Genomic DNA, 25,351 nt, shown 5'->3' on the forward strand with positions numbered 1-25,351 from the left:
GATGCCATCAATGATGATCACAGCGACACAATAGACACTGGTTGTTACCAGTTTACCTACCAGTATGAAGAAGCCATAGCGGATTTTGATCGCGGCTGGCAAGGCTTTAAGCGCTTAGTCATCACCGATGAACAGCACAACACAGAAACTACGCAAACCCATTCGGTTAGTTACCCTCTGACCGGTCGTTTACTGAATAAAACCACTCGGGAGGCGGACAGCCAACGTCTGATGGGCATAGAAGAGTATGCTTACCATAGCTGCCAGCGTGGTGTCACTGGTGCCTATGACGGCCACTGCGAGAACCTGCCTAATGGCGCCCATCGAGTCTTCTTAGATGATAAATTGCAGCACCATTACACCATGGGCACAGCAAATTATACGCTCATGACCCGTAATGGTTATTTTCAACCTCACCTCAGTAATGGTCAGCCTATTACTGTGACGTACGATGGCGATGCCCAACGCGCGGCTGGCGATGGAGCCTATACCCGCTGCTATCAGTTTGCTGATGCAACAGACGATCAGTGGTGGAAACGCTCCTTCGCCACTTATATCAAGCAAACCGCTTGGCATGGGGGCAATTGCTTTACGGCGGCGAGCGGATGGGACAGCACCAAGGATTTGAACTGGCAGTATTTTCGCTTTGATGAGCGGATGAACGTTACGTCAAAAGGCGTGTATTTGGACAAAACCACCTCAACGGATAGCAGCGGTCATTGGCTTGGTACCTACTCCACATACGATGAGTATGGCAACGTACTCACCCAAACCCAAATGACTGGCTTAGTTACCCTGCTAACTTATGATGCAACCCATACCTTTGTAACGCAGCAAAAATCCATCGGGGCAGGGTTAACCCTTACCTCAACGTTTGAACACGATGCAGGAACCGGGCTGCGGATACTGGAAACCAGCCCACAGGGCTTCCAATCCAAATCCATTCTGGACGAATTTGGTCGGGTGATCGAAATCCAGCAAACTGGGCCAGATGATACGAGTTTGGTGACCATGGCGACCATGACCTACCAGAAATCACCCACACAAACTGACCGAATTGAGGTGATAACGCGCCATCGTAAAGATTGGAATAATGACGTGGTGAGCAGCTGGCCTGCTAGCACAAAATTGTACGATGGCATGGGCACCGCATTCGAAGCTTATAAACCTGGGGACAGTTGGCAATACACCATCACAGGTGATAAAACCTATAACCACAAGGGGCAGGTCAATAAAGCTTATTTCGCCTACCTTGGAAACAGTAGCGCAGACCGCGGCGCCTACAACCAATATACCTATGATGAACATGGCCGCCTAACCCGTGTAGAGTCGTCATTTGATGGCCAAGCGACAGAATATGACTACAACCTGCATGATGACCGAGCCATAATTAAAAAAATGGAATCGCCCACTGGCGGTGGTCAGGTGTCCTACAAAACGCAGCACAATACACGGGGTAAAGTCATAGCTCAAACCGGGCCATCAAGCGGTATTACCCGATATGAATATGATCCGCTGAACCGAGTCACCAAAATCACCGACCCGCTTGCTCAACAGCGCCTTTTTACCTACAACAGCTTGGGGCAAAAGCTCAGCGATAGCAGCGCAGAAACCGGCACCATGACCTACGCCTACGATAGTTACGGTCGTTTGAGCTCACAAACCGACGCCACGGGACGAACGGTAAGGCGAACTTATGACGCTCGTAGTCGTATTATTAAGCAGGTCGCGCAATACGAAAATGATACCACTGAGACCACGTATTCTTATCAAGACACGCCAAAGTTAAGTATATCGCTATTCGGTCGACTCGCTGGTACAAGCGTCACAACGAATGGTCAAGTGGTTGTGCAAAATGCTTATCGCTACACTCTAAAAGGGCTTAAAACTATGCACTTTTATACCGTGAATGTAGATGGTTCAGGCGGTATTGGAGGAGACGCCCAGGATATCCATCTTATCGAGTTTTCCTATGATGCGATGGACCAATTGGCCTCGCTAACCTACCCGGATGGCAGTGTTGCCACCTTTAACCATGGGCAAGCGGGCAACAACTTGTTGACCAGTGTGGACTACGCCTACGCGGTTAATTCGACAGAAAATAACATTCAGGACATATTGGTTAATTATCAAAATTTCCATGTAAATGGTAAAGCTAAGAGTGTTACCTATGGTAATGGCATCATCGAGACGAGGGTGTTTGATGATATTGGACGCTTATTGGAATCTGAGGTTGCTAATGCATCTAGCCCCTTGTTACAGCGTAGTTATACATGGAATCGCGCCAATAAACTGACTGCGGTTACTGACCTTAACAACGCCGGACTGGATCAAGATTTTACCTATGACCACAGCGGTCATCTGGTGCAGGCGTCAGGGGCTTATGGTGACATTACAATAAGCAACGATGTGGCGGGCAACCGCACCGCCTACAACGATCAAACCTACGGCTACGATACGGGCAAAAAACATCAACTCTTGACCGTCACCAACGCGGATGGGTCTAAGGTTGAGCGCCGTTACGACGATGCTGGCTACTTATCTAGCAAGACCAGCGCCGCAGGGCACTTCGATTACCACTGGGATGGCAATGGCAATTTAATCTCAGTCACCCGCGGCACAGGCAGTGCGGCCGTGACGGTGAATGAATTTGCCTATAACGAAAGCAACAACCGCGTTATCAAGCGCGACTATACCAATGGGGCACTGGTGCGTACGACCCATTACTTACCGGGCTTGTATGAAGTGGTGGTGGATGAAGCCACAGGCAACAAAAGCTACACCAACTACCTAGCCGGAGTGGCGGCACGAACCGAAACAGTGAATCGTACCCAAGGTCTGGCTTACAACACGGTAGAAGACCGCATTATGCTGCACACCGGCATGGCGTATGCTTCTGTTATGCCGACCTCCTTGGCGCAACTGGATCAATGGTTTACCGGAGTGGGTTTGATTTTGACCCACAACAATTTAGGCGCTCGCATTATTGCCACCTTACTCTGGGTGAGCTTGGTGTCAGGTCTCTTTATTTACCTTGTCCTGCAACTGCTGCGCAGTGCCGGCAAAGACTCTGTACTGGGTCAGTTCCGTCACGCTTGCCTCATTCGCCTAGTGGCCTATGGTTGGTTATCCCGTACTCGGGCGCGCCATTGGGATACCCCATTACAGCGCGATTGGTACCAAGCTCCCAGCCTGAGTCGCTTCTGCCTAGTCGGTGTGATGTGCTTATGTACCTTGGGCAATGTTTTTACCCCGGCCTATGCCGCCTTAACCGCTGGTACGAATGGTGCTGGGGTGCCAGTAGAAGGGCAATTCCAATACTTCCATCGTGACCAGGTGGCCAGTACCTCCATGGTCACCAATGCCGGTGGTGGTGTGTTGTCGAAAGTGGAATACACGCCGTTTGGCAAGATGGTAGAAAACCAGAGCTCAGGCATGGACAACTATCGCGCCAAATTTGCCGGTAAAGAAAGAGACAGCGGCACGGGGCTAAGCTACTTCGGCCACCGTTATTATGACGCGGATATCGGCCGCTTTATCTCCCCAGACCCGGCGGCGCAATACCATAGCCCTTACCTGTATGGTGCCGATGACCCGCTAACCATGGTGGACCCGAATGGGGAGTGGTCATGGAAGGCATTTGCTATTGGGGTACTTGTAGTGGTCGCTATAGTTGCCGTGACTGTTGCAACGGCTGGTGTGGGGACGGCTGCCGCTGTTGCCGCTGGCACGGCCTTTTTTACTACCTCTCAGGTAGCATTAGGGGCTGGAGTAGCCGTTGTAGCAGTTGGGCTTGGAGCATCAATGGTTGAATCATCCTCTTCCTCATTAGGGGCTAAGGTTCCTTTTGTTGGGCCAATCGATGAGAGTGCACACGGGACTAAGGGGATGCCATTGAGTAAAGAGCAGCAAGACGACGCGTGGTTTAAGAAAAAAACTCAAGCGATAGCAAGATTAGAAAAGTTGTTAACTTATGTTAGACATGCAAAACAAGATGATGAAACCTACGGCTACGAATTCCTTAGACGCTATTTTGGAAACGATTATCGGGATGGCAAGGTAAACCTTAAGCAAATTGAATATAGCGTTCGGGGGGCAATTGCTAAGCTAAAATCAGATAACACAAAATACACTGTAGTGCCTTTAAGAGATGGTCGATCTGCTCAGGTAGATTCAAGAGATCTTTCCCTTATTAAGTTCGATCCTGAGGTTTTTAGTAGTCCAGAAATAGCTGATAAGGTTTTAACACGGCTTATTATTCATGAAGCAATACATCTAGTTAGTAATGGGAACGGCAATGGAATGCACCCAGATGAAGGGGGGCCAGAAGACAGTAATGAATTTTATGACAAAGACGCTTACAAAAAATCAGAGGGGGGAATTGGTGCGTACAACGCAGAGAATTATGCATGTGCTGCGTTATCATGGACGCCTCAAAAATTTGATTGTGGCGTTTAAATAATGCACGAATTTGGGGGCAGATGAAAAACGACATTGTTTTTATCTGACCCCAAATGCGCTTCTCTCCTTATAAAATGGAAAGGCTTAACTGAAGCGGATTGCTCCAATTAAGCCTTTTTTTGGTTAAAACTCCGTTAAAGCCATTTTTGATGAATATTACCCACCCGTATGGCAACCCACAAATTTGGGGGGCGCATTAAAAAAACATTCTTTTCTGCTGCGGATTTCTTGTTGGTGGAGAAGTTCGCATTGGGTGGCGCGCTTTGATGGCGTTACCCGGTACCCAGCGGAATGGAAAGCCGTTTACGGAATAAGTAGTTGGTAAATGACGGGGTTAAGCGTCGTCATTTACCAAGTGGTTTATTCTGCTTTGACACAGGGTGTCGGTGAAGTCTTTCAGTTTTTCCACTTCACCCGCTAACCAGTTGAGTTCTTCTTCGGTGATTTCGTAGTGTTCGGAATAACGGGAATCCACGTAGGCGCGTTTGAGTCGTTGGAAGCTGCGTTTCTGGAAGCGTTGTGTTTGGGCGACGCCATCGAGGGAGAATTGCTCGATGAAGCGCGGGTCTTGACGTATGCAGTAGGAGCGCAGGAGTTCGATGTTGTGGGTTTTGGGTAGGTAATTGGTGGTAACCAATAGGGTGCAAGAATAGAAACGTTCCGCTGCTTGATGTAGGTTAAAGGCCGCGAGATTTATATATTTCTTTTTGGATAGGTCTTTTTCTATCATCATCCAAAAAATTTCTAAAAAGCCATCTGCGCTTTCAAACCATTGATTATAGTGCTTTTGTGCAATGGTTTTTTGTTCGTCTAGCGTTAAATTACCGGGGCGGGGGAGTTCTCGCGTGTCACAGGCGTAGATTTCGATGCCTTCTTCGCGGATGTCTTTGAAGAAGTACTGGCCTTCGTGTAGGCGTTGGTTGATGTCGTGTATGGAGTGCACGATCAAGCCCAGTGGTCGGCCGATACGGCGTTCGATTTTTTCTTCTGCCTTGTTCCAGATGTCAAACTCTTCCACCAATTCTTCTTGGTTCACAATCACCAATACATCGTAATCACTCACATAGCCATTGGCAGGGTCGTAGACCTGTGTGCCCTTGGCTTGGCTGCCAAACAAAACGATTTTTAAAATGCGAAAATGCTTTTTCTTACTGGTCTTGCCCAGCAAATACGTGTCCATCTCATCGAGCAGCACCTTGGAAATAATAGGTACACTCAGTTGTTGGCGCAGGGTGAGGTGATCGAAGTTGGTTCTCATGATGGTATGTTACCTTATTTCCCTATCATGGCTATGATAATGGTTATTTTTCATATGTCGATATGCCAGCCCCTTTGATGGAAAATCAAAAATATAACTTTTACAATTACAAAACAAAGAGATAACCCCATCTTCCGTCTTCCCTTTACAAAGACAAAAGGGGAAGAAACCTAGCCAATTTGTCGTCCTTACTTACGGAATAGTAGCCCAGAAGAAGTCCCTTCGACGGCTCTTCAATTCAGGAACGGATTGCGCGCCCCTAATCACTTATTGACACCTTCAGGATCATCAACGTTGAGAAAGTCCGTTCGACGCAACAGGGTTGCGCGACTACTCGGAGTTTCCGAGTCCGTTAAGAAAGATCCCACCTAGAAAATGAAAAACCACTCTATACCTTACTCTATCGAACGTCTTGCTAAACCTTGCGTTAAATAAAGCTAATGACACGTTTTGGGCTGAAAGTCCGATAAGAGCCCTTTTGGTTACTTTTGTGGCTCTGGACAAAAGTTACCCGCTCAGCGGAGCGGAATAAAGGTTAGGAATACAAAGCAATCGAGTGGAAGGCATTTTATCTGACGGATACAAAAAACCTCGCTCAGCCTTCCTTGTATTAAAAAGCGGAATAAAGTTTAGGAGTACAAAGCGTTTGAATGGAAACCACTAAACCAGCAACCCGACCGTCGGGGTCAAAGCCCTTTTCTATTAAGCTCAGTAGAAGAGTCGAAGGTTATCAGCTCGAAAAGGTGTTCGACCCCTTAGTTAAAGGGGAAGGAACTAAGCCTGCTAAGCCTTCCCTGAATTAAAGAGCGGAATAAAGGTTAGGAATCCAAAGCGTTTGAATGGAAACTAAAAGACTAATATTCCAACGCCATTTCTGCCATTTTCATCGTGTTCTCAAACGATTCACAGCCTGCGATAAACAAGCCGTTATGGCAGAACATGGCATCGTCTAAACCGGTGACGTCTTGCAGTTCTTTATCGGACAATCCTGCCCATGGTGCTGGGAGTTTTTTGCGGTCTTCAAATGAGCCAAGTTCAACGGGCACGGTTTGTATGCGCCACTGTCCTGTTTGAGACGGGTAAACCATAAACAAGGCGTCTTGCGATAACCTAAGTACGGTGGTTTTCCATGGTGTGTATTGTTCTAGCACGATGACTTTTGGATCAGCGGCTTTTTCGATGGCGTTGGCGACGATGGTTTTTGCGTTTACACCACCGCTTGCGGCGGCAATAAATCGATTTAAAATGCGTGATGCAAAGGCGACGGCTTCCTCAAAACAGGCATCAAAATCGCCTTCTTCTTGCCATGTAGGGTTAAACATGGAAATGGTTTGGCTCAGGCTGACACCGGTTTGCACGCCTTCTACGTGTCCGCAATCGATGGCGTCTATCTCTGATACTAGATTTTTATCCAATGAATGGGTGACTTCTTGATTACCTGCGCATATTTCTAGGCCGTACTTTTGCCAAACCAACCCAAATGAGGAAAACGGAATGCCGTTTTCTCGTGCGCCTGCGCCGCCTTTTTGGTGGTGATCAAAGCGGTCTGTTGCTGCGTCGTATATGCCACCGACATCCAATACTATGTCGGCTGTGGCGATGACGTCTAAGTCTCGTGTGCGTATTAACTCTATAGAGGGAAAAATGCTTTTAAGCGCCGCTACCGCAAATACGTCGTCTGCGTGAAAATTGCCATTGTGCGTTGCGATTACTTTAACTTGTTCGGTCATTTTGTCGTCTCTTTTGTGGGTTTCATTGAACAGCACACAGGTACTAAAAAACGCGATTTTACGGGGTTTTTATGACGGGTGACACCGTTCATTTGAGAATATCCAAGATAAAGATGCGTAACCACTGGGTCTTGTTATCTCATGAGAAAGATCGACGTGATAAAATAGCTGGTTTCCAAATAGAAAAAGGACGTCAATCGTATGTACTTATACGGACTCGGTGCGATTACTCTGGCGGCGGTGATATTTGGCATTGCTGGGGCGGTAGCGAAAGTGCTGTTTCAGTCAGACATTTCGCCAATAGATCTGACGGCAATACGTACTATTCTTGCTTGCATAGTATTTTTTCTTTTCCTTGCGTTTTCAAACCGCAAGGCATTTAGAGTTAAAAAGGACGACTTTTTATTACTCGTCGGCGTGGCTGTCGCCTTTACCTTGGTGAATATTACCTTTTATCTTGCCATACAGCTGACGACGGTAGCAGCGGCTATTACGTTGGAGTATACCGCGCCATTTTTTATTATGGTCATAGGTTTAATTACCGCAAAAAGGTCGTTTTCACTGTTTGATAGTTGTGTGGTTACGACCAGTATCATCGGCTGTTTATTATTGACTGGCAGTGGTGAAGCGCTGTTTTCTATGGACTATGGGGTTATGTATGGGCTTGCATGTGGCTTAGCTTTTGCTATCTATAACCTGCTGGGGAATGAATGCCAAAAACGCAGAATTTCAACCAATTCAATCACTTTTTACTCCTTTTTATTTAGTTCGGTCTTTTGGCTTTTTGCCTTACCTTTTTTAACGGTAGATAAGGTCAACTATACCGATGACAACCTGCTGCAAATTGCCTTTATTGCTGTGGTTGCTACTGTGTTGCCCTATTGGTTACTGATGTTTGGGTTAAAACACATAGAGGCATTACCAGCCACCATTATCGGCATGTTAGACCCTCTGGTCGCGGGCATTGCCGCGTATCTGCTGATTGATGAGATACTGACGACAATGAATTGGGTCGGTATTGTTATTATTCTGGTTGCTATTATTGCTTCGACAATGAACAGCAGACAGGAGGGAAAGCACACCTAGTTTCCTAGCTCGCCTACTGTAACACCACTAAAGAATACATCCGGTAACCTTTTTCTACCCATATTCCACATACGATTTGAGCGAGTGATCTAAGATATTAGTCATAACTAATGTTTTAGATCACTGCTTGATTCTCTTTGGTCTTTCAAAAAAATAATGTCGTCCATATGTTTGTGTAACTTAGTCAGCGAGAAATGGCGTGTTATAGCGAAATGTAGGGTTGATGCTCAGGCTATTGGATGAGGGAGAGTTGATTGATTGCCATCTTTACATCGTTCACGAGTCGCCTCAGGTTTAAGGTACTTTCTGTTGCTTTATTTGTTGCCTGTATTATTGGCGTTGTCGGTTGGGTTGGTATCAAGCTCAGCGATACGGTTTTTTCGTCTGTGTCTGACACAACAGAAACCTATCTGCCATTGTTAACGAAAACCATCAGTGCTTCTAATGCCATGTATGATTTAACGAATAGCTCGTTAGATTTACTTCATGCTTGCAAGCTAGCCGACGGCTCACATCGAGAAGCCTCTGAGAATAATGTCATGGAAGACTTTCAAACGATGGATGAATTGTCTGAATTCTTGGCGCAACTAGGGCTACAGGAGCACCAGCGTAAGTTGTCGTCATCGCTTGATGAATCTCGTAATGCGTTCAAAGATTTGACTCATATTTGTGATGTGCAAACCTTATTACAAACGGATTTTTCAATACAATTTAAGATCGCCACTCATCAGGCACAAGGCCTTTTGGATGATCTTGACGGCATTCAGAAAAAGCATATTGCCATGTTAGGGGTAACTGCCGATGCTTGGCTTGACAGGCAAGAACTGGTTCTCATTGAGTTGATAAGCAGTAGCCTTAATCATATTTTTCAACGCTTAAAAGTTCATCCTCATTCGTCGTCCTTGGTGACCGAAGGCATGACGGTCATTGAGCATAATACAGAAGACCTTGAGAACATCCGCCGCCATCTAGTGGGGGCCGAACGTTATACCTTTAGTGATGGTACGCCACTGATATCGGCAGACGTGCAGGAGAGGTTTGTTGTCTTTGCAGAGCAAATGTTATCTGATGAGGGTGTGCATGATATCTGGCAACGCACTATGTTATTTTATTCTGGCACCATCATCACACGTTTAGCGATAAACCGTACCGGACTCGCGCTGTCTTCTGTACTGAATGGTGTAGAAAATGAAGCAAGGTTTCGCTATAAACAAGCACGAACGCTTACTTATGAAACACTTGAAGCGTCTCGTCAAACGCTTATCTATATCACTGCCATTCCCATCATAGTGCTATTGATTTTTGGGATGGTATTGTCGAGTAGGTTAATTCGTCCGATTGAAAGCCTAAAAAACTTTGTCTTAGCCCTGCGTAGTTCGAAAGAACTGGATCAGCGCATGCCCCACTACTTACTCTCTCGAAACGATGAACTGGGCACATTAGCCTTTCACTTTGACGCGCTTATTTTTGAACTGGCGAGTGCCAGAAAACGCTTACTCAGTGAGTCGGAAGAAAAAATAAAAACCCAATTAGATCGTTTATCGGCGGCGTTTGAAAACATCCCTGAAGGCTTGTGTTTGACGGATGTGAACGGCGAATTATTAATCTGTAATCAGCGCTTTACCGATTTGTACGAGTTAGAAGAAAAAGACGTTTTGCCGGGCACCCCGTTTCGCAATATTTTACGTAGTTGTAATCAACGGGGGGCTGTGATCATTCCAAAAATGCCAGATATGGAAGAGCAGTCTTACCTATTAGAAAAGCAACAGGAAGGAGAGCAAGGAGAGAAAAAAATCATTTCTGTTCGTACGGCAAAAACCACCGAAGGCGGTGTTATTTCTGTGCACGATGACATTACTCATCGACGCCGTCAGCAAGAGCAAATAGAGCATTTAGCCTATCACGACACCTTAACAAAACTGCCTAATCGGCGTTTGTTTTTGGATGATTTTAATCGCCTGTTAACGCCTTCGGCTACGCCAAAAACGTCTATTCAAACAACCTTATTGTTTATGGATTTGGACTTGTTCAAGGGGGTAAATGATGTTTTAGGTCATCCGATAGGAGACCAACTTTTAATCTTAGTAGCAGAAAGATTAAAGATGAATCTACCAGAGCATACGCATGTTTATCGTGTAGGTGGTGATGAATTTGCGATATTAGTTCAAGCATCTTTCAGAACCGCTGAAATATTAGCCTTGGTGCAAACAATGATTGATACCATACGCATGCCTTATGAGATTGATGGCCACCGTATCATCATTGGCATGTCTGTGGGTATTGCATGTTCACCAGAGGATGGTCAAGAAGCCAGCGTATTGATGAAATCAGCCGATTTAGCCCTGTACCATGCTAAGGAAGCAGGTCGCAATCAATTTGCCTTTTTTCAACCTGAGATGGAACAGCATACTAAAGCGAAACGGGAACTGGAAATTGAACTGCGAAATGCTTTAGATAACGATGATCTAGAGCTGGCTTTTCAACCTAAATGGGGAGTAGAAAGCGGCCGTGTAGAAGGCTTTGAAGCGCTGTTGCGCTGGCCCCATAAAACCCGTGGTTATATTTCTCCTGACGAGTTCATTCCCATTGCCGAAGAAACCGGCTTGATTGTTCGTATCGGTGCATGGGTTCTGTTGAAGGCCTGTTACGAAGCCAGCACTTGGCCTGATGATATTGAAGTTAGTGTGAATGTGTCGCCTGTGCAATTTTTAGCCAAATCCTTATATGACGATGTGACCAGCGCCTTGTCACAAACGGGCTTAGCACCAGAGCGGTTAGAACTGGAAATTACTGAAGGCATCTTGATGCAAGACACGGACGCCAATTTAAAAACCTTGTCGTCAATTGGAGCATTAGGGATCAAAATCGCGTTGGATGATTTTGGCACAGGTTATTCGAGCCTAGGGTATTTGCGTCGTTTTCATTTTGACCGCATAAAAATTGATAAATCTTTTGTCAGTGATGTACTAACCTCTAAAGACAGCCAAGCGGTGGTTCATGCGGTATGCGGTATCTGTAAAAGCCTCGACATTGAATCCGTTGCCGAAGGCGTTGAAGAACTTGTCCAAATGGCGTTTTTAAAGCAAGAAGGTTGCTCGCAATTACAGGGCTATTTTATTGCTAGACCAATGACACCTGAGGCCGCCCTAGACTTTATAGAAGCCTCCCATCCTCACCTTAATAATGAACAAGAAAAAGGAAGATAACGATGAAAAATAACCTAATTTCTCGGCGTCAGTTTCTTGGTGCGTCGGCATTGCTCGCGAACAGTATGTGGGTGCCTGCTTTAGAGGCGAAAAACACCACCCTCAGATTTAATTGGTGGGGAGGGGATAACCGGGCGGCTTTGACAAACAAGGTCATCGAACTTTATCAACAGCGACAGATAGGCGTGACACTGGACCCTAAGCATTATGATTGGTTGGATTATTGGCAAGACTTTACCACGCAAGTGGCTATTCGCCGTACCCCAGACATCATTCAAATGGACTTTCGATACCTTAAGCTTTATGCCGAGCATAAGGCGTTATTGCCTCTTGACTCGTATTTGAACAAGGGCTTAAACCTAGACTCCTTTGGTGCAGCAAATATTGACTCGTGTCGCGTCAATGGAAAACTGTATGGGGTTAACCTAGGGATCAACTCCGCCGCTATGGTCGTGGCCTCGAAAAAGTGGAATGACTTATCGTTAGACAGCCCAGGATTTGACATGACGTGGGATAATTTCATTGATCATTGTGAGGCCTATGCAAATAAGAATAACATGCCAAATACCTATGCCACATCAGATGGCAGTGGCAATGAAGAGCTGGTGAATAACTGGTTACGGCAACGGGGAAAAGGCCTATACAGTCGTGATGGTGGGTTGGGTTTTTCCGTGGCAGATATGACGGAATGGTTTGCCATGTGGGCGCAAATACGTGGCGTAAAAGGCTGTGTACCACCCGATATTCAAGTATTGCAGAAACATTCTATTGAAACCTCTCCTTTGGTATTAGGCTATTCGTCCATCGATTTTGCCCACTCAAACATGTTGTTGAATTATCAAAAACACTATGAGAGTCCATTAGCCTTAAGAGCCTTTCCTATTATTTTAAATAGCCCTCCGGGCCATTATTACAAGCCCTCACAAATGTTGTCGATTGGAGCCAATACAAAGAGCCCTGAGGAAGCGGTAGATTTTGTAAACTTCTTTGTTACTGCACCTGAAGCGGCACAAGTATTGGGACTAGACCGAGGGATTCCGGCCTCAGACAGCATAAGAGCCTTCTTGATGCCGACACTCGATGATGTGGGTCGTAGAACGGTTGAGTACATCAGCAAGCTCAAACCCTTTGTCGGAGATCTGCCTCCACCGCCACCGGCCGAAGCAGGAGAAATCGCCATCAGCTTGCAAAATATCGCCCACGAAGTCGCTTTTAAACGCTTTACCCCTAGAGAAGGTGCCGAGAAGTTTTATAGGGAAAGCTCCGCGTTTGTTCATCAGTCTTAATAGGAAAAAGCAATGGAATGCGAAAATGTAGGCATCGGTTTCTTATAATGCAGAGACGCGCCAAGTTTTAAACCTCAGATTTAATCATCTCTAAAAAGGCATCCTTGGCGCTGTGATGCCCTGTCTCCTTATTCCAAATAAAGTAATTACGAATCGGTTTTAACGGCTCGAATGAGTAGCCACTAATACCGCCAATCAGTTTGAATTGTTCAAAGACACCTTTGGGCACCAATGAAACCCCAGCGCCAGCACTCACGCAGCCTAAAATCGTTCCATAACTGGCCATGCTGGTGACGGGAACAGACACCTGACTTTCTGAAAGCCAGTCTTCTAAGGCGTTACGATAAGGGCAACCTTCTGGCCACATGTAGATGTTTTTACCGACCAAACTATCCGCAGAGGTAATCTCGTCATAAGCAGACGAGGCAATGAGTACTAACTCTTCTTGATATATCTCCTCGCAATGCAAGTCGGGGTGGTGGCTTTTTACCGCGATAATCGCACCGTCTAGCTCATGCTTTATCACTGCACTTTCTAGTTGTTTCCAAGTATTGGTTGAAAACTCGATTTTTACCGAAGGGTATTGTCTATGGTAAGCCGTAAGCAGCTTAGGTAATCGACTGGTAGCAGAGGATTCTATGGCACCAATACTGAGTTTTCCAGAAGGCGCAGCATGGGGGCTGATTGCTCTTTTTGCCTCGTCACATAACGACAGAATCTTGTTGCTGTATTCCAAGAAGACCGTCCCAGATGGACTAATCATTAACCCACGACCTTTTCTAATAAACAAAGGCTCACCCAATTATTCTTCTAGGTTTTTTATCCTCGTCGTAATGTTAGAAGGCACGCAATGCAGTTGCTCTGCTGCTTTGGCGATACTGCCAAGGTCGGTAACGGCTTTAAACATACGTAACTGGGAAAGCTCCATATTAACTCACTTAAAATGAATAGTTAGATTAATATAAGTTACTTTTAGTGAATTCTCTAGCGGGTTAATTTCTTTAGACGTTTCGTATTCACAGGGAATGCGGATTTATTTTGTCTAGAGGGTAGGGAAGTCATGGTGGTGGATTTATTCGCGTTAGGATTCTTTTCATTCTGTGGAGGCTTGATTGACGCAGCGGTTGGCGGAGGTGGATTACTACTCATGCCAGCCTTGTTACACGCTTTACCTGAACACACTTTAACGACCGTGTTTGGGACGAATAAAATGGCGGTTTGGGCGGGTACTTTATCGTCGATATTTCGTTACGTTAAACGAGTGAAGCTGGTCTGGAAAATCATGATACCAACCGCCTTCGCCGCGTTTTTGTTTTCTTACCTCGGTGCCAAATCCATTGCTTTCATTCCCAAAGACATCATGCAAGTCGCGGTGTTTTTCTTGCTGGTGGTTATGGCGATCTATACCTTTGTGAAAAAAGATTTAGGTAAGACGCACAAAGAGCTCAAGATAAACCATAGAGAAATAGCCAAAGGCGTTATTTTTGGAGGCTTGATTGGCTACTACGACGGCGTATTTGGCCCCGGCAGTGGCAGCTTCTTGATCTTCCTGTTTGTTAGAGGTTTCGGCTTCGACTTCTTAAACGCCTCCGCCTCTGCAAAACTCATCAACATGGGCACCTTTACTGCTGCACTCTTGTTTTTCATACCATCCGGTAACGTCCTATGGGAGATCGGTATACTCGTCGCAGCCTGCAACATACTAGGCGCCATCGTCGGCGTTTTCCTAGCGTTAAGATACGGCAGTGAGTTTATAAGAATCGTATTCTTGGTATTGTTGGTTTTTCTAATCGGCAGAATGGGATTGGGGATGGTTTAGCTAAAATACAGTGGCTTTGACGAGCTTTACTCTCTCAACCAATATGTACTAAATATTGCTATTTAGGAGGGCGCTCATGGCTACAAATACAGGCATTAGCTTAATTGAACTGGAAAACGACAAGCAAAAACTAAAAACGCTTCAAGGTCTTATCAAGGGCTCTGAGTTCAAGTTCGAAGTACGACATTTTTTATCTCATTTTGCTAATTAAAAAGTCGATAAAACTTCTTGTCCTAGATGGCATATATTTTCGATTTGGATAGATTAAAAAGATATCTACAGATATAGGTTGAAAATCATCAAATAATAGAACTAGATTTCCATTTTCAATTTCATCCGTTAAAACTAATTTTGGCACTCTTGCTATACCTTGGCCATCTTTACACATAGCTAATTCCATTTCTGCACTATTGGTTGTTAAATGGCTATTAACTTTTACTGAGGTCTGTTTATCGGCTTCATCTTGATACTGCCATATATTCTGATTAATAGTAGATCGGAAATTAATAGTGCGATGATGAACTAACTCATCGGGATATCTAGGTGTTCCCCATTTATTTAGGTAACTAGGTGCAGCAATTGTTACTATTTCGACGCTTGTTAATTTCCGGCTTATTAAACTTGAATCTGGTAATTGCTCAGAAGCTCTCAGTGCTAGGTCATAACCATCAGCGATAACATCAACCAATTGATCATTTAGTTCTAGTTCAACCACCACTTGAGGGTATAGATCCATATATTCGCCTAATATTGGTTTGATTTTCGCTAGTGCAAAGCTAACAGGGCAGCTTATTCGTAAATTTCCTTTTGGTATTTTTTGTTGTCCAGCCAGTTGTTGCTCCACTTGCACGGCATCATTGATGATGTTTTGACATTGGCGATAATAAATTTCACCAGCTGATGTCAGGCTGATTTTCCTAGTTGTGCGGTTCAGTAACCTGATGCCTAAGCGGCTCTCAAGCTTGTTTATTTCACCACTAATATAAGATTTGCTGTGATTGAGTGTATTTGCAGCCTCAGTAAAACTGCCACAATCAACAACCTGCTTAAAAATCACAATCCCGTTTAATAGTTGAGTATTCATCGCACATCCAGATTAGAGGTTATATGAGAACAATCATTGCATAACTATGCTATTAATCAAAATAGACAGATGATTTACACTTTGTTTTCTTAAATTGTGGAAATAAATAAAATGATAAATGTCCTTATACTCAACTCAAGCCCAACTCCCAAAAGTAGTATTTCAACCAAATTTACCTCATTTTTTGAGCAAAAATTATTAGCTGTTAAAGGCTTTAACATTGTTACTCGAGATCTAGGTGTAGCGCCTCCAAGTCATTTAGACGAATTAGTATTATCCGGTTTTTTTAATGATCCAAGCGAACACAATGAAGACCAAAAAAAGGCATTAAGTGAAGGGTTAATATTAATCAGAGAATTAGAACAGGCAGATATTGTTATTATTGGGGCTGCCATGCATAACCACACGGTAACATCAGGTTTAAAAGCCTATATCGACCAAGTGACCCGACCAGGTTTAACTTTTCAGTATAAAGAAGATGGCCCTCATGGACTTTTAACTAATAAACAGGCTTTTATTATTATTTCAGCGGGCGGTGATTACAGTTCGGAAGAAACGCAAAAAACCGATTTTGTGACCCCTTTTTTAAGGGAAGTCTTGGGATTCATAGGGTTAGATGAAATTACGTTTATTCCTGTTTTTGGTACTTATCTTGGCAGTGAGGTATCAGAGAAAAACCAAAGTATAGCCAGACAAACTATTATGGAACAAGTAATGAAACTTAATCAAAAGAGATAGAGAATCAGTTAAGAAAGAAGTAATGAAGTGGTCAGATCCTTTTAAGAATAGACATATATTTAGGTTCATCTTCCAAATTATTAGTAAAAGAGATCTGACTCCTTTAACCCACCTAGTTTTCACCCTAGTCGCTTTTAGTATTCCTCTAGTCGTTTCCAGCCAGCTTAGTTCTCCTATGAAAAATTACACTGAGTTCATTGGTGATTAATGGCGTTAAAGCGCTTATTTGATAGGGAAGGAAGAAACGATGAACGCAGCAGAGCTACACGACAAGTCGATTATTATCGACGGTTTAATTTGTGCGAAGTGGAATCGCGAGTTATTTGAAGACATGGCGAAGGGCAAGTTAACCGCGGCGAATTGCACTGTGTCGTTTTGGGAAAACTTTGAAGGCACGGTTCGCAATGTGGTTGAGATGAATCAGTTGATCGAAGCCAACAGTGATTTGCTCACTAAGGTTTACACCACGAAAGACATTCATCGAGCGAAGGCAGAAGGTAAAACCGGTGTGATGATGGGTTTTCAAAATGCCCATGCGTTTGAAGACCAAATCGGTTATGTACAAATTTTTAAAGACCTTGGCGTTGGCATAGTGCAGATGTGCTACAACACGCAAAACTTGGTTGGCACGGGGTGTTACGAACGTGATGGCGGTTTATCTGGTTATGGTCGTGAAATTGTCGCGGAGATGAATCGAGTCGGCATGTTGTGTGACTTGTCTCACGTGGGGCCAAATACAGCGAAAGAAGTGATTATTGAATCAAACAAGCCAGTTGCTTATTCCCATTGTTTGCCAGCGGGTTTGAAAGAACATCCTCGTAACCGTACCGACGAAGAGCTTAAGTTCATTGCCGACAATGGCGGTTTTGTTGGTGTCACCATGTTTGCGCCTTTCTTAAAAGCGGGTATTAACGCGACCATTGAAGATTACGTAGAAGCCATTCAATACATTTACAACATTGTCGGGGAAGACGCGATTGGTATTGGTACGGATTTCACCCAAGGCCACGGCTACGACTTTTTTGAATACCTCACTCACGACAAAGGCTATGCACGTCGTTTAACTCGTTTTGGCGAGATCATTAATCCGCTTGGTATGCGTACTGTGGGAGATTTCCCTAATTTGACCGAAGCCTTGTTGAAGCATGGTTTTAGCGAGCGTCAGGTGGCCAAGATTATGGGTGAGAATTGGGTAAATCTTTTAGCCGAAGTTTGGGACGAATGAAACTATTGCGCTCGACTAACCATCGTTAAAAACAAACTCAAGATGCTCATTTATAACTTATAAACTCCGCTCTTTCGTTTGTTTTTGCCTCGGGAAGACTTCGCTCATTACGTTTCAGAGCAATACTGGCTTTCAAACTTGTTTAAGAATTTAAGGAATTGAACATGTCTACACATTCACCAGAAATGCCAATCGCCGTTGACGATGAAACCGGCGTTTGGACGACCGATGCTTTACCTATGTTGTATGTGCCTCGTCACTTTTTTGTTAATAACCACATGGGGATTGAAGACGAGATTGGCGCCGAGCGTTATGCCGAGATCCTTTATAAAGCGGGTTATAAGTCAGCTTACTTTTGGTGTGAGCAAGAGTCTGAATGCCACGGCATTTATGGTGAAGACATCTGGCACCATTATTTGAAGCGTTTATCGCAACGTGGTTGGGGCTTTTTCATTACCGAAGAGTTAGACATTGAAAAAGGCACGGCGAAGGTGCGTTTGGAGAATTCTGCGTTTGTTTATCACTACGAAAAAATCCACGGAAAAAAGGTCAATCGCAAAGTAGATTACATGTTTACCGGTTGGTTTGCGGGTGCTTTGGATCAGATTTTGGATAGTAAAGGGTTGTCTTTGCGAACGAAAGCGGAGCAAACGCAGAGTGCGGCCGAGGAAGGTTTTGATGTTGGTTATTTCGAAGTCTCTCCTTTGTAGGGTTACGACTACTATGCTCGACAATACTTTGTTAAAAATAGACTCGAAATGCTCATTTATACTTATAAACTCTGCTTTCTCGTCTATTTTTGCCTCGTCTTGTGCTTCGCTCGTAACGTCGTTAATGGGTTACGAATATTTAAATTTTTTAGTTTTTAGACGCGGGGTTTTCCATGTCCCAATATGATGTGCTGTTCGAGCCACTCAAGATTAATAAGTTAACCATCCGAAATCGTATTGTCAGTACGGCTCACGCAGAAGTTTATGCCACTGACGGTGGTATGACGACTGATCGCTATGTGAAGTATTACGAAGAAAAAGCCAAAGGCGGTTGTGGTCTGTGTATTTGCGGCGGATCGAGTGTGGTGTCTATCGACAGTCCGCAAAGTTGGTGGAGCTCGGTGAATTTATCGACCGATCGCATTATTCCTCACTTCCAAAACCTTGCCGATGCGGTGCATAAACACGGTGGCAAGATCATGATTCAAATTACTCATATGGGGCGACGCTCCCGTTGGGATGGTGAAAACTGGCCTAACCTGATGTCGCCTTCTGGTATCCGTGAACCTGTGCATCGTGCGACCTGTAAGACGATTGAAGTAGAAGAAATCTGGCGTGTGATTGGTGACTTTGTGCAAGCTGCTCGCCGTGCAAAAGAAGGCGGTTTAGACGGTGTGGAATTGTCGGCGGTGCATCAGCATTTGATCGATCAGTTCTGGTCACCACGGGTAAACAAGCGTACCGACGAATGGGGCGGAACCTTTGAAGGCCGTATGAAGTTTGGTATGGAAGTATTAAAAGCCGTACGTGCCGAAGTTGGCCCAGACTTTGTTGTAGGAATGCGAATTACCGGTGACGAATTCCACCCAGACGGTTTGAACCATGAAGACATGAAGCAAATCGCGCAATATTACGATGCTACAAACATGGTCGATTACTTTGGTGTAGTGGGTTCTGGTTGTGACACTCACAATACCTTGGCGAATGTTATTCCTAACATGAGTTATCCGCCAGAGCCTTTCTTGCATTTGGCGGCAGGCATTAAAGAAGTAGTGAATGTGCCCGTTATTCACGCGCAAAACATAAAAGACCCGAACCAAGCCAAACGCATACTAGAAGCTGGTTATGTGGATTTTGTCGGTATGACACGAGCACACATTGCTGATCCGCACTTTATTGCGAAGATCAAAATGGATCAGGTGGATCAAATTCGCCAATGTGTTGGTGCGAACTATTGTATCGACCGACAGTATCAAGGTCTTGATGTGTTGTGTGTACAGAACGCCGCGACATCTCGTGAATACATGGGCTTGCCGCATATTATTGAAAAGACCACAGGCAAAATCCGCCATGTCGTGGTGGTTGGTGGTGGCCCCGGTGGTATGGAAGCGGCGCGTGTTGCCGCAGAACGTGGTCATAAAGTCACACTTATTGAAAAAGCCCCAGAGCTTGGTGGACAAATCACCCTTGCTGCGAAAGCGCCACAGCGAGATCAAATTGCAGGTATTTCCCGTTGGTTAGTGATGGAACTGGAACGATTAGGCGTAGAGGTTCGTTTGAATACAGAAGCGGATGAAAGCCTGGTTCGTGAACTTAATCCTGATGTTTGTATTTTGACCACAGGTGGTCGTCCATTCCTAGATCAAAACCCAGAGTGGGGCGCGGCAGAAGGTTTGGTTGTCTCCACTTGGGATATTTTGAGTGGCAAGGTAGAACCGGGTAAAAATGTACTGATCTACGACACAATTTGTGAATTCTCAGGCATGTCGGCAGCGGATTATCTGGCGTCTAAAGGTTCGTTAGTGGAATTGGTGACAGATGACATTAAACCGGGCGTGGGCATTGGCGGTACCACCTTCCCAACCTATTACCGTTCGCTGTATGAAAAAGAAGTCATCATGACCTCGGACATGTTGTTGGAAAAAGTCTATCGCGAAGATGGCAAGTTAGTCGCGGTATTAGAGAACGAATACACAGCTCAACAAGAAGAGCGTGTGGTTGACCAAATTGTTGTCGAAAACGGCACTCGTCCAAATGAAGAACTGTATTACGCCCTAAAAGAAAGCTCCGTTAACAAAGGACAAATTGATAATGAAGCCTTGTTTGATATTAAACCTCAGCCTGTTCTTGAAAGTGACGACGAAGGCATGATTTTGTGGCGTTTAGGGGATTGTGTTTCGCAGCGAAATATTCATGCAGCTATGTATGATGCTTTGCGTCTCTGCAAAGACCTCTAAACTGATAAGGGGTTAAAGATGATTCTCGATTGGTTACTTCCGGCTCTGATTGGTGTTCTTCTTGTTCTTGCAGGGATCGGTGCGGTACGTCGTATGAATTTATGGCGTGCGGGACAAGCCGAGAAGGTCGATTTTATCGCGGGTTTAATGGCGATGCCGAAGCGTTATTTGCATGACCTTCATCATGTGGTAGAGCGTGATAAATACATGTCTAGAACCCATGTTGCCACGGGCGGTGGGTTTGTTTTGGCGATGGCGTTAGTCGTGTTGGTTCACCTTTTTGGTGTGGATAGCAAAATTCTTGCTTGGGCATTATTGGCGTCTTTAGTCATGATGTTTTGCGGTGCTTTGTTTGTTGCTAAGCGTCGCTTGAATCCGCCTTCGCGTCTTTCTAAAGGGCCGTGGATGCGTTTGCCTAAAAGTTTACTGACCTTTTCGATTACTTTCTTTGTTTTAACTTTACCTGTTGCAGGTGTGCTTCCTGATGGCTTTTCTTTGGGGGTGATAGGCGGTTGGGTATTTACCTTAGTTCTGTCCGTTCTTATTTTGCTTAGTTTGGGCGAAATGCTATTCGGTATGACGTGGGGCGGCCCAATGAAACACGCCTTCGCGGGTGCGCTGCATTTGGCGTTTCATCGTCGTCCTGAACGCTTTGGGGGTGGTCGCTCTACCGGTTTAAAAGCGGCCGATTTAGGTGGCGCTTCCCATGGTGTTGCCAAGCCGAGCGATTTTAAATGGAATCAGCTATTAGGGTTTGATGCCTGTGTACAATGTGGTCGTTGTGAAGCGGTTTGCCCAGCCTTCGCGGCGGGTCAGCCTTTGAACCCCAAAAAACTAATCCAAGATATGGTGGTGGGTTTTGCTGGTGGTACGGACGAAAAATACGCAGGCAGTGCGTATCCGGGTGTGGAGGTTGGTCATGCCAAAGGCGGCGCAGACAATATTATTACTGATGGCTTGATTAGTTCAGATACTCTTTGGTCTTGTACGACTTGTCGTGCCTGTGTGGAAGAATGCCCTATGATGATCGAGCACGTAGATGCGATTGTCGACATGCGTCGTTTTCTCACGTTGGAGAAAGGCGAAACGCCAAACAAAGGCGCGCAAGTTTTAGAAAATATTATTGCCACTGATAATCCAAATGGTTATTCCCCAGCCAGCCGAACCCATTGGGCGGCTGATCAAAATTTGAATGTCATGAAAGATGTGAAGCAAGCCGATGTATTATTTTGGGTGTCTGATGGTGCCTTTGATATGCGTAGCCAACGGATTCTTCGAGCTTTCGTAAAATTGCTAAAAGCCGCCAATGTGGATGTGGCGATTTTAGGGGACGAAGAATTAGACAGTGGCGATGTGGCGCGTCGTTTAGGCGATGATGCGACCTTCCAGAGTTTGGCAAAGCGTAACTTGGCGACCTTGTCGAAATACCGATTCAATAAAATTGTCACCACAGACCCCCATGCCTTCCATTGTTTGCGCAATGAATACGGTGATTTTGGTGCAGATGCTTTGCTTTCTATTTCTGGCGAAAGCGTCGAAGTTTTACATCATACGACTTACTTGAATCAATTGGTTAAGGAAGGCCGTTTGCAGTTGGATACTTTTAAAGGCGGTAAAGTGACGTATCACGACCCTTGTTATCTAGGTCGTTATAACGGTGAGTATGAAGCCCCGCGAGAATTGCTGGCTTCGTTAGGCATTGAAGTGGCTGAAATGGAGCGTTCTGGTTATCGCTCCCGTTGTTGTGGTGGTGGCGGAGGCGCACCCATTACCGATATTCCGGGTGAGCGCCGTATTGCTGATATGCGTATGGAAGACGTTGTGAGCACGGGGGCTGAGCTAGTTGCCGTCGGTTGTCAGCAATGTACCGCCATGTTGGAAGGGGTGGTTGAGCCTCGTCCTGTGGTACGAGATATTGCTGAGCTCTTATCTGAAAAATTAAAAGAGCCTGAAAAGCTAAAAGAGCCTGAAGAAACAATAGAAGCAGAGAAAATAATGGAAGAGGAGCGCGCCTAATGAGTGACTTTTCTTCAGATAATATAATTCGTCGTGACCCAAGAGCGGAATGGATTGCTCGTAATCGTCTTCATCCACTTCATGACAGTGTTGTATCTGCTGGGCGAGGTGAAGTGCGAGGGCCATCTGGATTGCTGCGTAAAAACCCTCATTTGGTTGGTTTTATCGGCCCTAATGGTATTAAGCGTATTGATAGAGCAAATACGAATTCGTCCGCCATTGGTGGCAAGAAGTGGTCTGCACCACAGGACGTTGTTTTGCCATTGCATCAGGTGGTGAATCCAGAGGGTTATATTGTTGTTGTACCAGACATGGTAGGTGGGCGTTTAACGGCCCATGATAAAGACATTTTAGGGTTGGCGCATAAATTAGCAGGCGAACATGCCAACTTTGCGGTTGTTGCTGTGTGTTTTGGTGAGAGCAAGGAAACGCAATTTGACTTAGCTGGCGTGGATCGTCTTATTCATTTGTTTGGTTCTGAATTTGACGGTTTTGCACCAGAGGCACGATTAAGCGCCTTGATGCAGATAGATGCGCAATATCAACCACAGCATTGGTTATTTCCTGACAGCATAAATGGTGGAGCCGATTTAGCGTCTCGCCTTGCAGCGCGTTTAGGTGAAAGACCTGCAACACAGGCATGGCAAGTGTCGGCATCTAAAACGGTTTGTCGTGGTGCTTCGGCGAGTACCGACATAACCAGAGAAACACCAAAAATTCTTATGTTACTAGAAGAGTGTGGCGATGCCATTGACGAAACACGACACGAAGCTTTACCGCTTGATCTTGATGGTTATGGTCTTGATTATTGGGAGCGAGCAGAGTCGCGTCTAGTTGATAAAGGGTTAATTGCTGTTGATCCAAATGCCATTCCATTAGCGGAAGCGGAATTCATTTTATCGGCGGGCAATGGTATTCATAATTGGGATCAATTCCACGAATGTGCTAGAGCATTAGGGGCGACTGAAGGGGCAAGTCGTGTTGCGGTAGATGATGGCTTTATGCCACGAGCTCGACAAGTAGGTGCTTCTGGAACTTGGGTAACCGCAAGATTGTATTTAGCGGTCGGGATTTCTGGTGCGATACAGCATATGCAAGGTATTGGTCAGTGCGACAAGGTGATTGCTATTAATACTGATGCCGCTTGTGACATGGTCAAACGTGCCGATTTGGCGGTAGTCGCCGACAGTGAGGAAGTATTATCTGAGTTGATTAAGCTTGCTCAGCAATATCCTTTGTCTATAGATAATGTGTCTAACGTTAACGAGGAGAATAGTGATGCCGCCTAGTGTCAATATGGTTGCTTTAGTCTCTGTTGGGCGTCATCCTCAGTCTGGGCGATCTCGAAGAGCTGAGCAAGATGGGCGAGCGGTTGAAATGGGCATGAATCTATCGTGCGATATTGATGGTCAGTTGTCGGTGGTTCATGTAGGTGACTCCAAAGAGCCTGTCTTACGTCAGTATGCTGGTATGGGGTTGGACGCATTAACGGTTTTGGAACAAGATTCGGGATTGGATGTTTTACCTGGTGTTGTCACATATCTGAAAGAAACTAAGGCTAATCTAGTGTTAACTGGTGTTCGTGCTGAACGTGGTGAGTCTTCCGGTATGTTGCCTTACTTATTGGCGGAACAGTTAGGTTGGCCTTTGGTACCTAGGGTGGCAGAGATTCTTAGTATCAAGGAGGGTGAAGCACAAGTGTTGTTAGCTTTACCTCGTGGTCAGCGTCGGTCGATTACTGTGGCTTTGCCTTTTATCGCAACGGTTGATAATGCGGCAAAAGGAGCTCGTCAAACGGCTTATGGTCCAGGGCTAAGGGCACAATTGAATGTGGTTGAATCGGAAGACAATACAGATGATATCGCCACGAGTTGGGATATTAGTCCAGCGAAACCTCGCCCTAAGCGTATGAAGGTGGTGAAAGCAAAGAGCGCAGCGGATCGATTTAAAGCAGCAACAGCGAAACCTGCTGGCGGTGGTGGTAGGGTTATGAAGAATGAAACCGCTGAGGAGAAAGCTCAGGCGATATTTGATTTATTAAAACAAGAAAAAATTGTTCGCTAAACGAGCATTTCGGTATAAGCTGTCTATCCCCATTTTTTAAAACAATGTTTTAAGTTATAGACTTAAACACCTTATTAGGGGCGTTTTATTTATATACACACTTTTCATAGAGAACTTTGATTTATAGGTAACCGATATGATGATTGTAGACTTGGTCGATGAAATAGATTTTAAAGAGAGACTTATTGCCCTAGGTGCACCTGTGACTTTAGAGCAGGATTTGATGGACGTTCAAGAAGCGGTATTAGCTTGGATTAAAGAATACCCAGAACAAACTCCTTTTGTGAAAGATCTGTGTGCTGCAATGCAAAGTGACGACATTACCGTTCTACCTGAAGTGTCAAATGTTATGGCATCCTTTGCCTAATTCCTTCTTATCCCCCGAGTTTTGAGAGTGGTATAGGGGGCGTTTTCATTTCGATATTTTTATT

General features: G+C 45.1%; 19 protein-coding genes. 14 read left to right on the forward strand and 5 right to left on the reverse strand.

All coding sequences use genetic code 11. The annotated features are described in order from the left end of the window. Nucleotides 1–4,458: RHS repeat-associated core domain-containing protein (locus I8J31_RS07185; protein ID WP_199467616.1), on the forward strand; the 4,458-nt coding region annotated here is incomplete at its 5' end. A 337-nt stretch (nt 4,459–4,795) separates the two neighbouring features. Here I8J31_RS07185 and I8J31_RS07190 read toward each other — a convergent pair. Continuing rightward, entirely contained in the window at nt 4,796–5,719 is a 924-nt protein-coding gene (locus I8J31_RS07190; RefSeq protein WP_199467617.1) for a HEPN domain-containing protein, read from the reverse strand. A gap of 854 nt (nt 5,720–6,573) precedes the next feature. After that, nucleotides 6,574–7,449, reverse strand: a complete 876-nt coding sequence (locus tag I8J31_RS07195) for an MYG1 family protein (RefSeq protein ID WP_199467618.1) — start codon at nt 7,447–7,449, stop codon at nt 6,574–6,576. A gap of 201 nt (nt 7,450–7,650) precedes the next feature. Between I8J31_RS07195 and I8J31_RS07200 the strand changes: the two genes are divergently transcribed. The 3 genes from I8J31_RS07200 (at nt 7,651) to I8J31_RS07210 (ending at nt 13,027) form a co-directional block, all read left to right on the forward strand. Beyond that, entirely contained in the window at nt 7,651–8,535 is an 885-nt protein-coding gene (locus I8J31_RS07200; RefSeq protein ID WP_199467619.1) for an EamA family transporter, read from the forward strand. Between the two features lie 254 nt (nt 8,536–8,789). Then, entirely contained in the window at nt 8,790–11,741 is a 2,952-nt protein-coding gene (locus I8J31_RS07205; RefSeq protein WP_199467620.1) for a putative bifunctional diguanylate cyclase/phosphodiesterase, read from the forward strand. A gap of 2 nt (nt 11,742–11,743) precedes the next feature. Next, complete coding sequence (locus tag I8J31_RS07210) at nt 11,744–13,027, forward strand: ABC transporter substrate-binding protein (protein ID WP_199467621.1); 1,284 nt, start codon at nt 11,744–11,746, stop codon at nt 13,025–13,027. Nucleotides 13,028–13,094: 67 nt separating this feature from the next. Here the strand turns inward: I8J31_RS07210 and I8J31_RS07215 are convergent, their stop codons facing one another. Then, complete coding sequence (locus I8J31_RS07215) at nt 13,095–13,817, reverse strand: LysR substrate-binding domain-containing protein (protein ID WP_199467622.1); 723 nt, start codon at nt 13,815–13,817, stop codon at nt 13,095–13,097. A 12-nt stretch (nt 13,818–13,829) separates the two neighbouring features. Beyond that, nucleotides 13,830–13,955, reverse strand: coding sequence for a LysR family transcriptional regulator (locus I8J31_RS07220; protein WP_199467623.1), 126 nt, complete (start codon nt 13,953–13,955; stop codon nt 13,830–13,832). Between the two features lie 132 nt (nt 13,956–14,087). Here I8J31_RS07220 and I8J31_RS07225 point away from each other — a divergent pair, with 132 nt between their 5' ends. Beyond that, the gene (locus I8J31_RS07225; RefSeq protein ID WP_199467624.1) at nt 14,088–14,846 is read left to right on the forward strand and encodes a sulfite exporter TauE/SafE family protein; all 759 of its coding nucleotides are present in this window, start codon (nt 14,088–14,090) and stop codon (nt 14,844–14,846) included. A 76-nt stretch (nt 14,847–14,922) separates the two neighbouring features. Then, entirely contained in the window at nt 14,923–15,057 is a 135-nt protein-coding gene (locus tag I8J31_RS21005; protein WP_267905886.1) for a hypothetical protein, read from the forward strand. Here the strand turns inward: I8J31_RS21005 and I8J31_RS07230 are convergent. Next, entirely contained in the window at nt 15,037–15,930 is an 894-nt protein-coding gene (locus tag I8J31_RS07230; RefSeq protein WP_199467625.1) for a LysR family transcriptional regulator, read from the reverse strand. The genes I8J31_RS21005 and I8J31_RS07230 overlap by 21 nt on opposite strands. A gap of 111 nt (nt 15,931–16,041) precedes the next feature. Between I8J31_RS07230 and I8J31_RS07235 the strand changes: the two genes are divergently transcribed. The 8 genes from I8J31_RS07235 to I8J31_RS07270 all read left to right on the forward strand — a co-directional run bounded on the left by I8J31_RS07235 (nt 16,042) and on the right by I8J31_RS07270 (nt 25,287). Beyond that, nucleotides 16,042–16,668: an FMN-dependent NADH-azoreductase gene (locus I8J31_RS07235; RefSeq protein ID WP_199467626.1), complete on the forward strand. Its 627-nt coding sequence runs from the start codon at nt 16,042–16,044 to the stop codon at nt 16,666–16,668. A 247-nt stretch (nt 16,669–16,915) separates the two neighbouring features. Next, nucleotides 16,916–17,893, forward strand: a complete 978-nt coding sequence (locus I8J31_RS07240; RefSeq protein WP_199467627.1) for a dipeptidase — start codon at nt 16,916–16,918, stop codon at nt 17,891–17,893. Nucleotides 17,894–18,057: 164 nt separating this feature from the next. Beyond that, nucleotides 18,058–18,603: a DUF5943 domain-containing protein gene (locus I8J31_RS07245; RefSeq protein WP_199467628.1), complete on the forward strand. Its 546-nt coding sequence runs from the start codon at nt 18,058–18,060 to the stop codon at nt 18,601–18,603. A gap of 173 nt (nt 18,604–18,776) precedes the next feature. Then, entirely contained in the window at nt 18,777–20,840 is a 2,064-nt protein-coding gene (gene dgcA / locus I8J31_RS07250) for a dimethylglycine demethylation protein DgcA (protein ID WP_199467629.1), read from the forward strand. Between the two features lie 18 nt (nt 20,841–20,858). Continuing rightward, nucleotides 20,859–22,856, forward strand: coding sequence for a (Fe-S)-binding protein (locus I8J31_RS07255; protein WP_233402647.1), 1,998 nt, complete (start codon nt 20,859–20,861; stop codon nt 22,854–22,856). Further along, complete coding sequence (etfA, locus tag I8J31_RS07260) at nt 22,856–24,145, forward strand: electron transfer flavoprotein subunit alpha (protein WP_199467630.1); 1,290 nt, start codon at nt 22,856–22,858, stop codon at nt 24,143–24,145. The genes I8J31_RS07255 and etfA overlap by 1 nt, the downstream gene beginning before the upstream one ends. Further along, nucleotides 24,135–24,920 (forward strand): electron transfer flavoprotein subunit beta, encoded by a 786-nt coding sequence (etfB, locus tag I8J31_RS07265; protein ID WP_199467631.1) that lies wholly within the window; start codon nt 24,135–24,137, stop codon nt 24,918–24,920. The genes etfA and etfB overlap by 11 nt, the downstream gene beginning before the upstream one ends. A gap of 136 nt (nt 24,921–25,056) precedes the next feature. Beyond that, complete coding sequence (locus I8J31_RS07270) at nt 25,057–25,287, forward strand: hypothetical protein (protein ID WP_199467632.1); 231 nt, start codon at nt 25,057–25,059, stop codon at nt 25,285–25,287. The last annotated feature ends 64 nt before the right edge of the window (nt 25,288–25,351 follow it).

The organism is Marinomonas transparens, from assembly GCF_016463975.1.
GTDB classification, from domain to species: Bacteria; Pseudomonadota; Gammaproteobacteria; order Pseudomonadales; family Marinomonadaceae; genus Marinomonas; species Marinomonas transparens.

Excerpts from the sequence above, each read along its gene's own strand:
- I8J31_RS07190 (WP_199467617.1), bottom strand. The coding sequence starts at position 5,719 with ATGAGAACCAACTTCGATCACCTCACCCTGCGCCAACAACTGAGTGTA.
- I8J31_RS07195 (WP_199467618.1), bottom strand. The coding sequence starts at position 7,449 with ATGACCGAACAAGTTAAAGTAATCGCAACGCACAATGGCAATTTTCAC.
- I8J31_RS07200 (WP_199467619.1), top strand. The coding sequence starts at position 7,651 with ATGTACTTATACGGACTCGGTGCGATTACTCTGGCGGCGGTGATATTT.
- I8J31_RS07210 (WP_199467621.1), top strand. The coding sequence starts at position 11,744 with ATGAAAAATAACCTAATTTCTCGGCGTCAGTTTCTTGGTGCGTCGGCA.
- I8J31_RS07220 (WP_199467623.1), bottom strand. The coding sequence starts at position 13,955 with ATGGAGCTTTCCCAGTTACGTATGTTTAAAGCCGTTACCGACCTTGGC.
- I8J31_RS07225 (WP_199467624.1), top strand. The coding sequence starts at position 14,088 with ATGGTGGTGGATTTATTCGCGTTAGGATTCTTTTCATTCTGTGGAGGC.
- I8J31_RS21005 (WP_267905886.1), top strand. The coding sequence starts at position 14,923 with ATGGCTACAAATACAGGCATTAGCTTAATTGAACTGGAAAACGACAAG.
- I8J31_RS07230 (WP_199467625.1), bottom strand. The coding sequence starts at position 15,930 with ATGAATACTCAACTATTAAACGGGATTGTGATTTTTAAGCAGGTTGTT.
- I8J31_RS07235 (WP_199467626.1), top strand. The coding sequence starts at position 16,042 with ATGATAAATGTCCTTATACTCAACTCAAGCCCAACTCCCAAAAGTAGT.
- I8J31_RS07240 (WP_199467627.1), top strand. The coding sequence starts at position 16,916 with ATGAACGCAGCAGAGCTACACGACAAGTCGATTATTATCGACGGTTTA.
- I8J31_RS07245 (WP_199467628.1), top strand. The coding sequence starts at position 18,058 with ATGTCTACACATTCACCAGAAATGCCAATCGCCGTTGACGATGAAACC.
- dgcA (WP_199467629.1), top strand. The coding sequence starts at position 18,777 with ATGTCCCAATATGATGTGCTGTTCGAGCCACTCAAGATTAATAAGTTA.
- I8J31_RS07255 (WP_233402647.1), top strand. The coding sequence starts at position 20,859 with ATGATTCTCGATTGGTTACTTCCGGCTCTGATTGGTGTTCTTCTTGTT.
- etfA (WP_199467630.1), top strand. The coding sequence starts at position 22,856 with ATGAGTGACTTTTCTTCAGATAATATAATTCGTCGTGACCCAAGAGCG.
- etfB (WP_199467631.1), top strand. The coding sequence starts at position 24,135 with ATGCCGCCTAGTGTCAATATGGTTGCTTTAGTCTCTGTTGGGCGTCAT.
- I8J31_RS07270 (WP_199467632.1), top strand. The coding sequence starts at position 25,057 with ATGATGATTGTAGACTTGGTCGATGAAATAGATTTTAAAGAGAGACTT.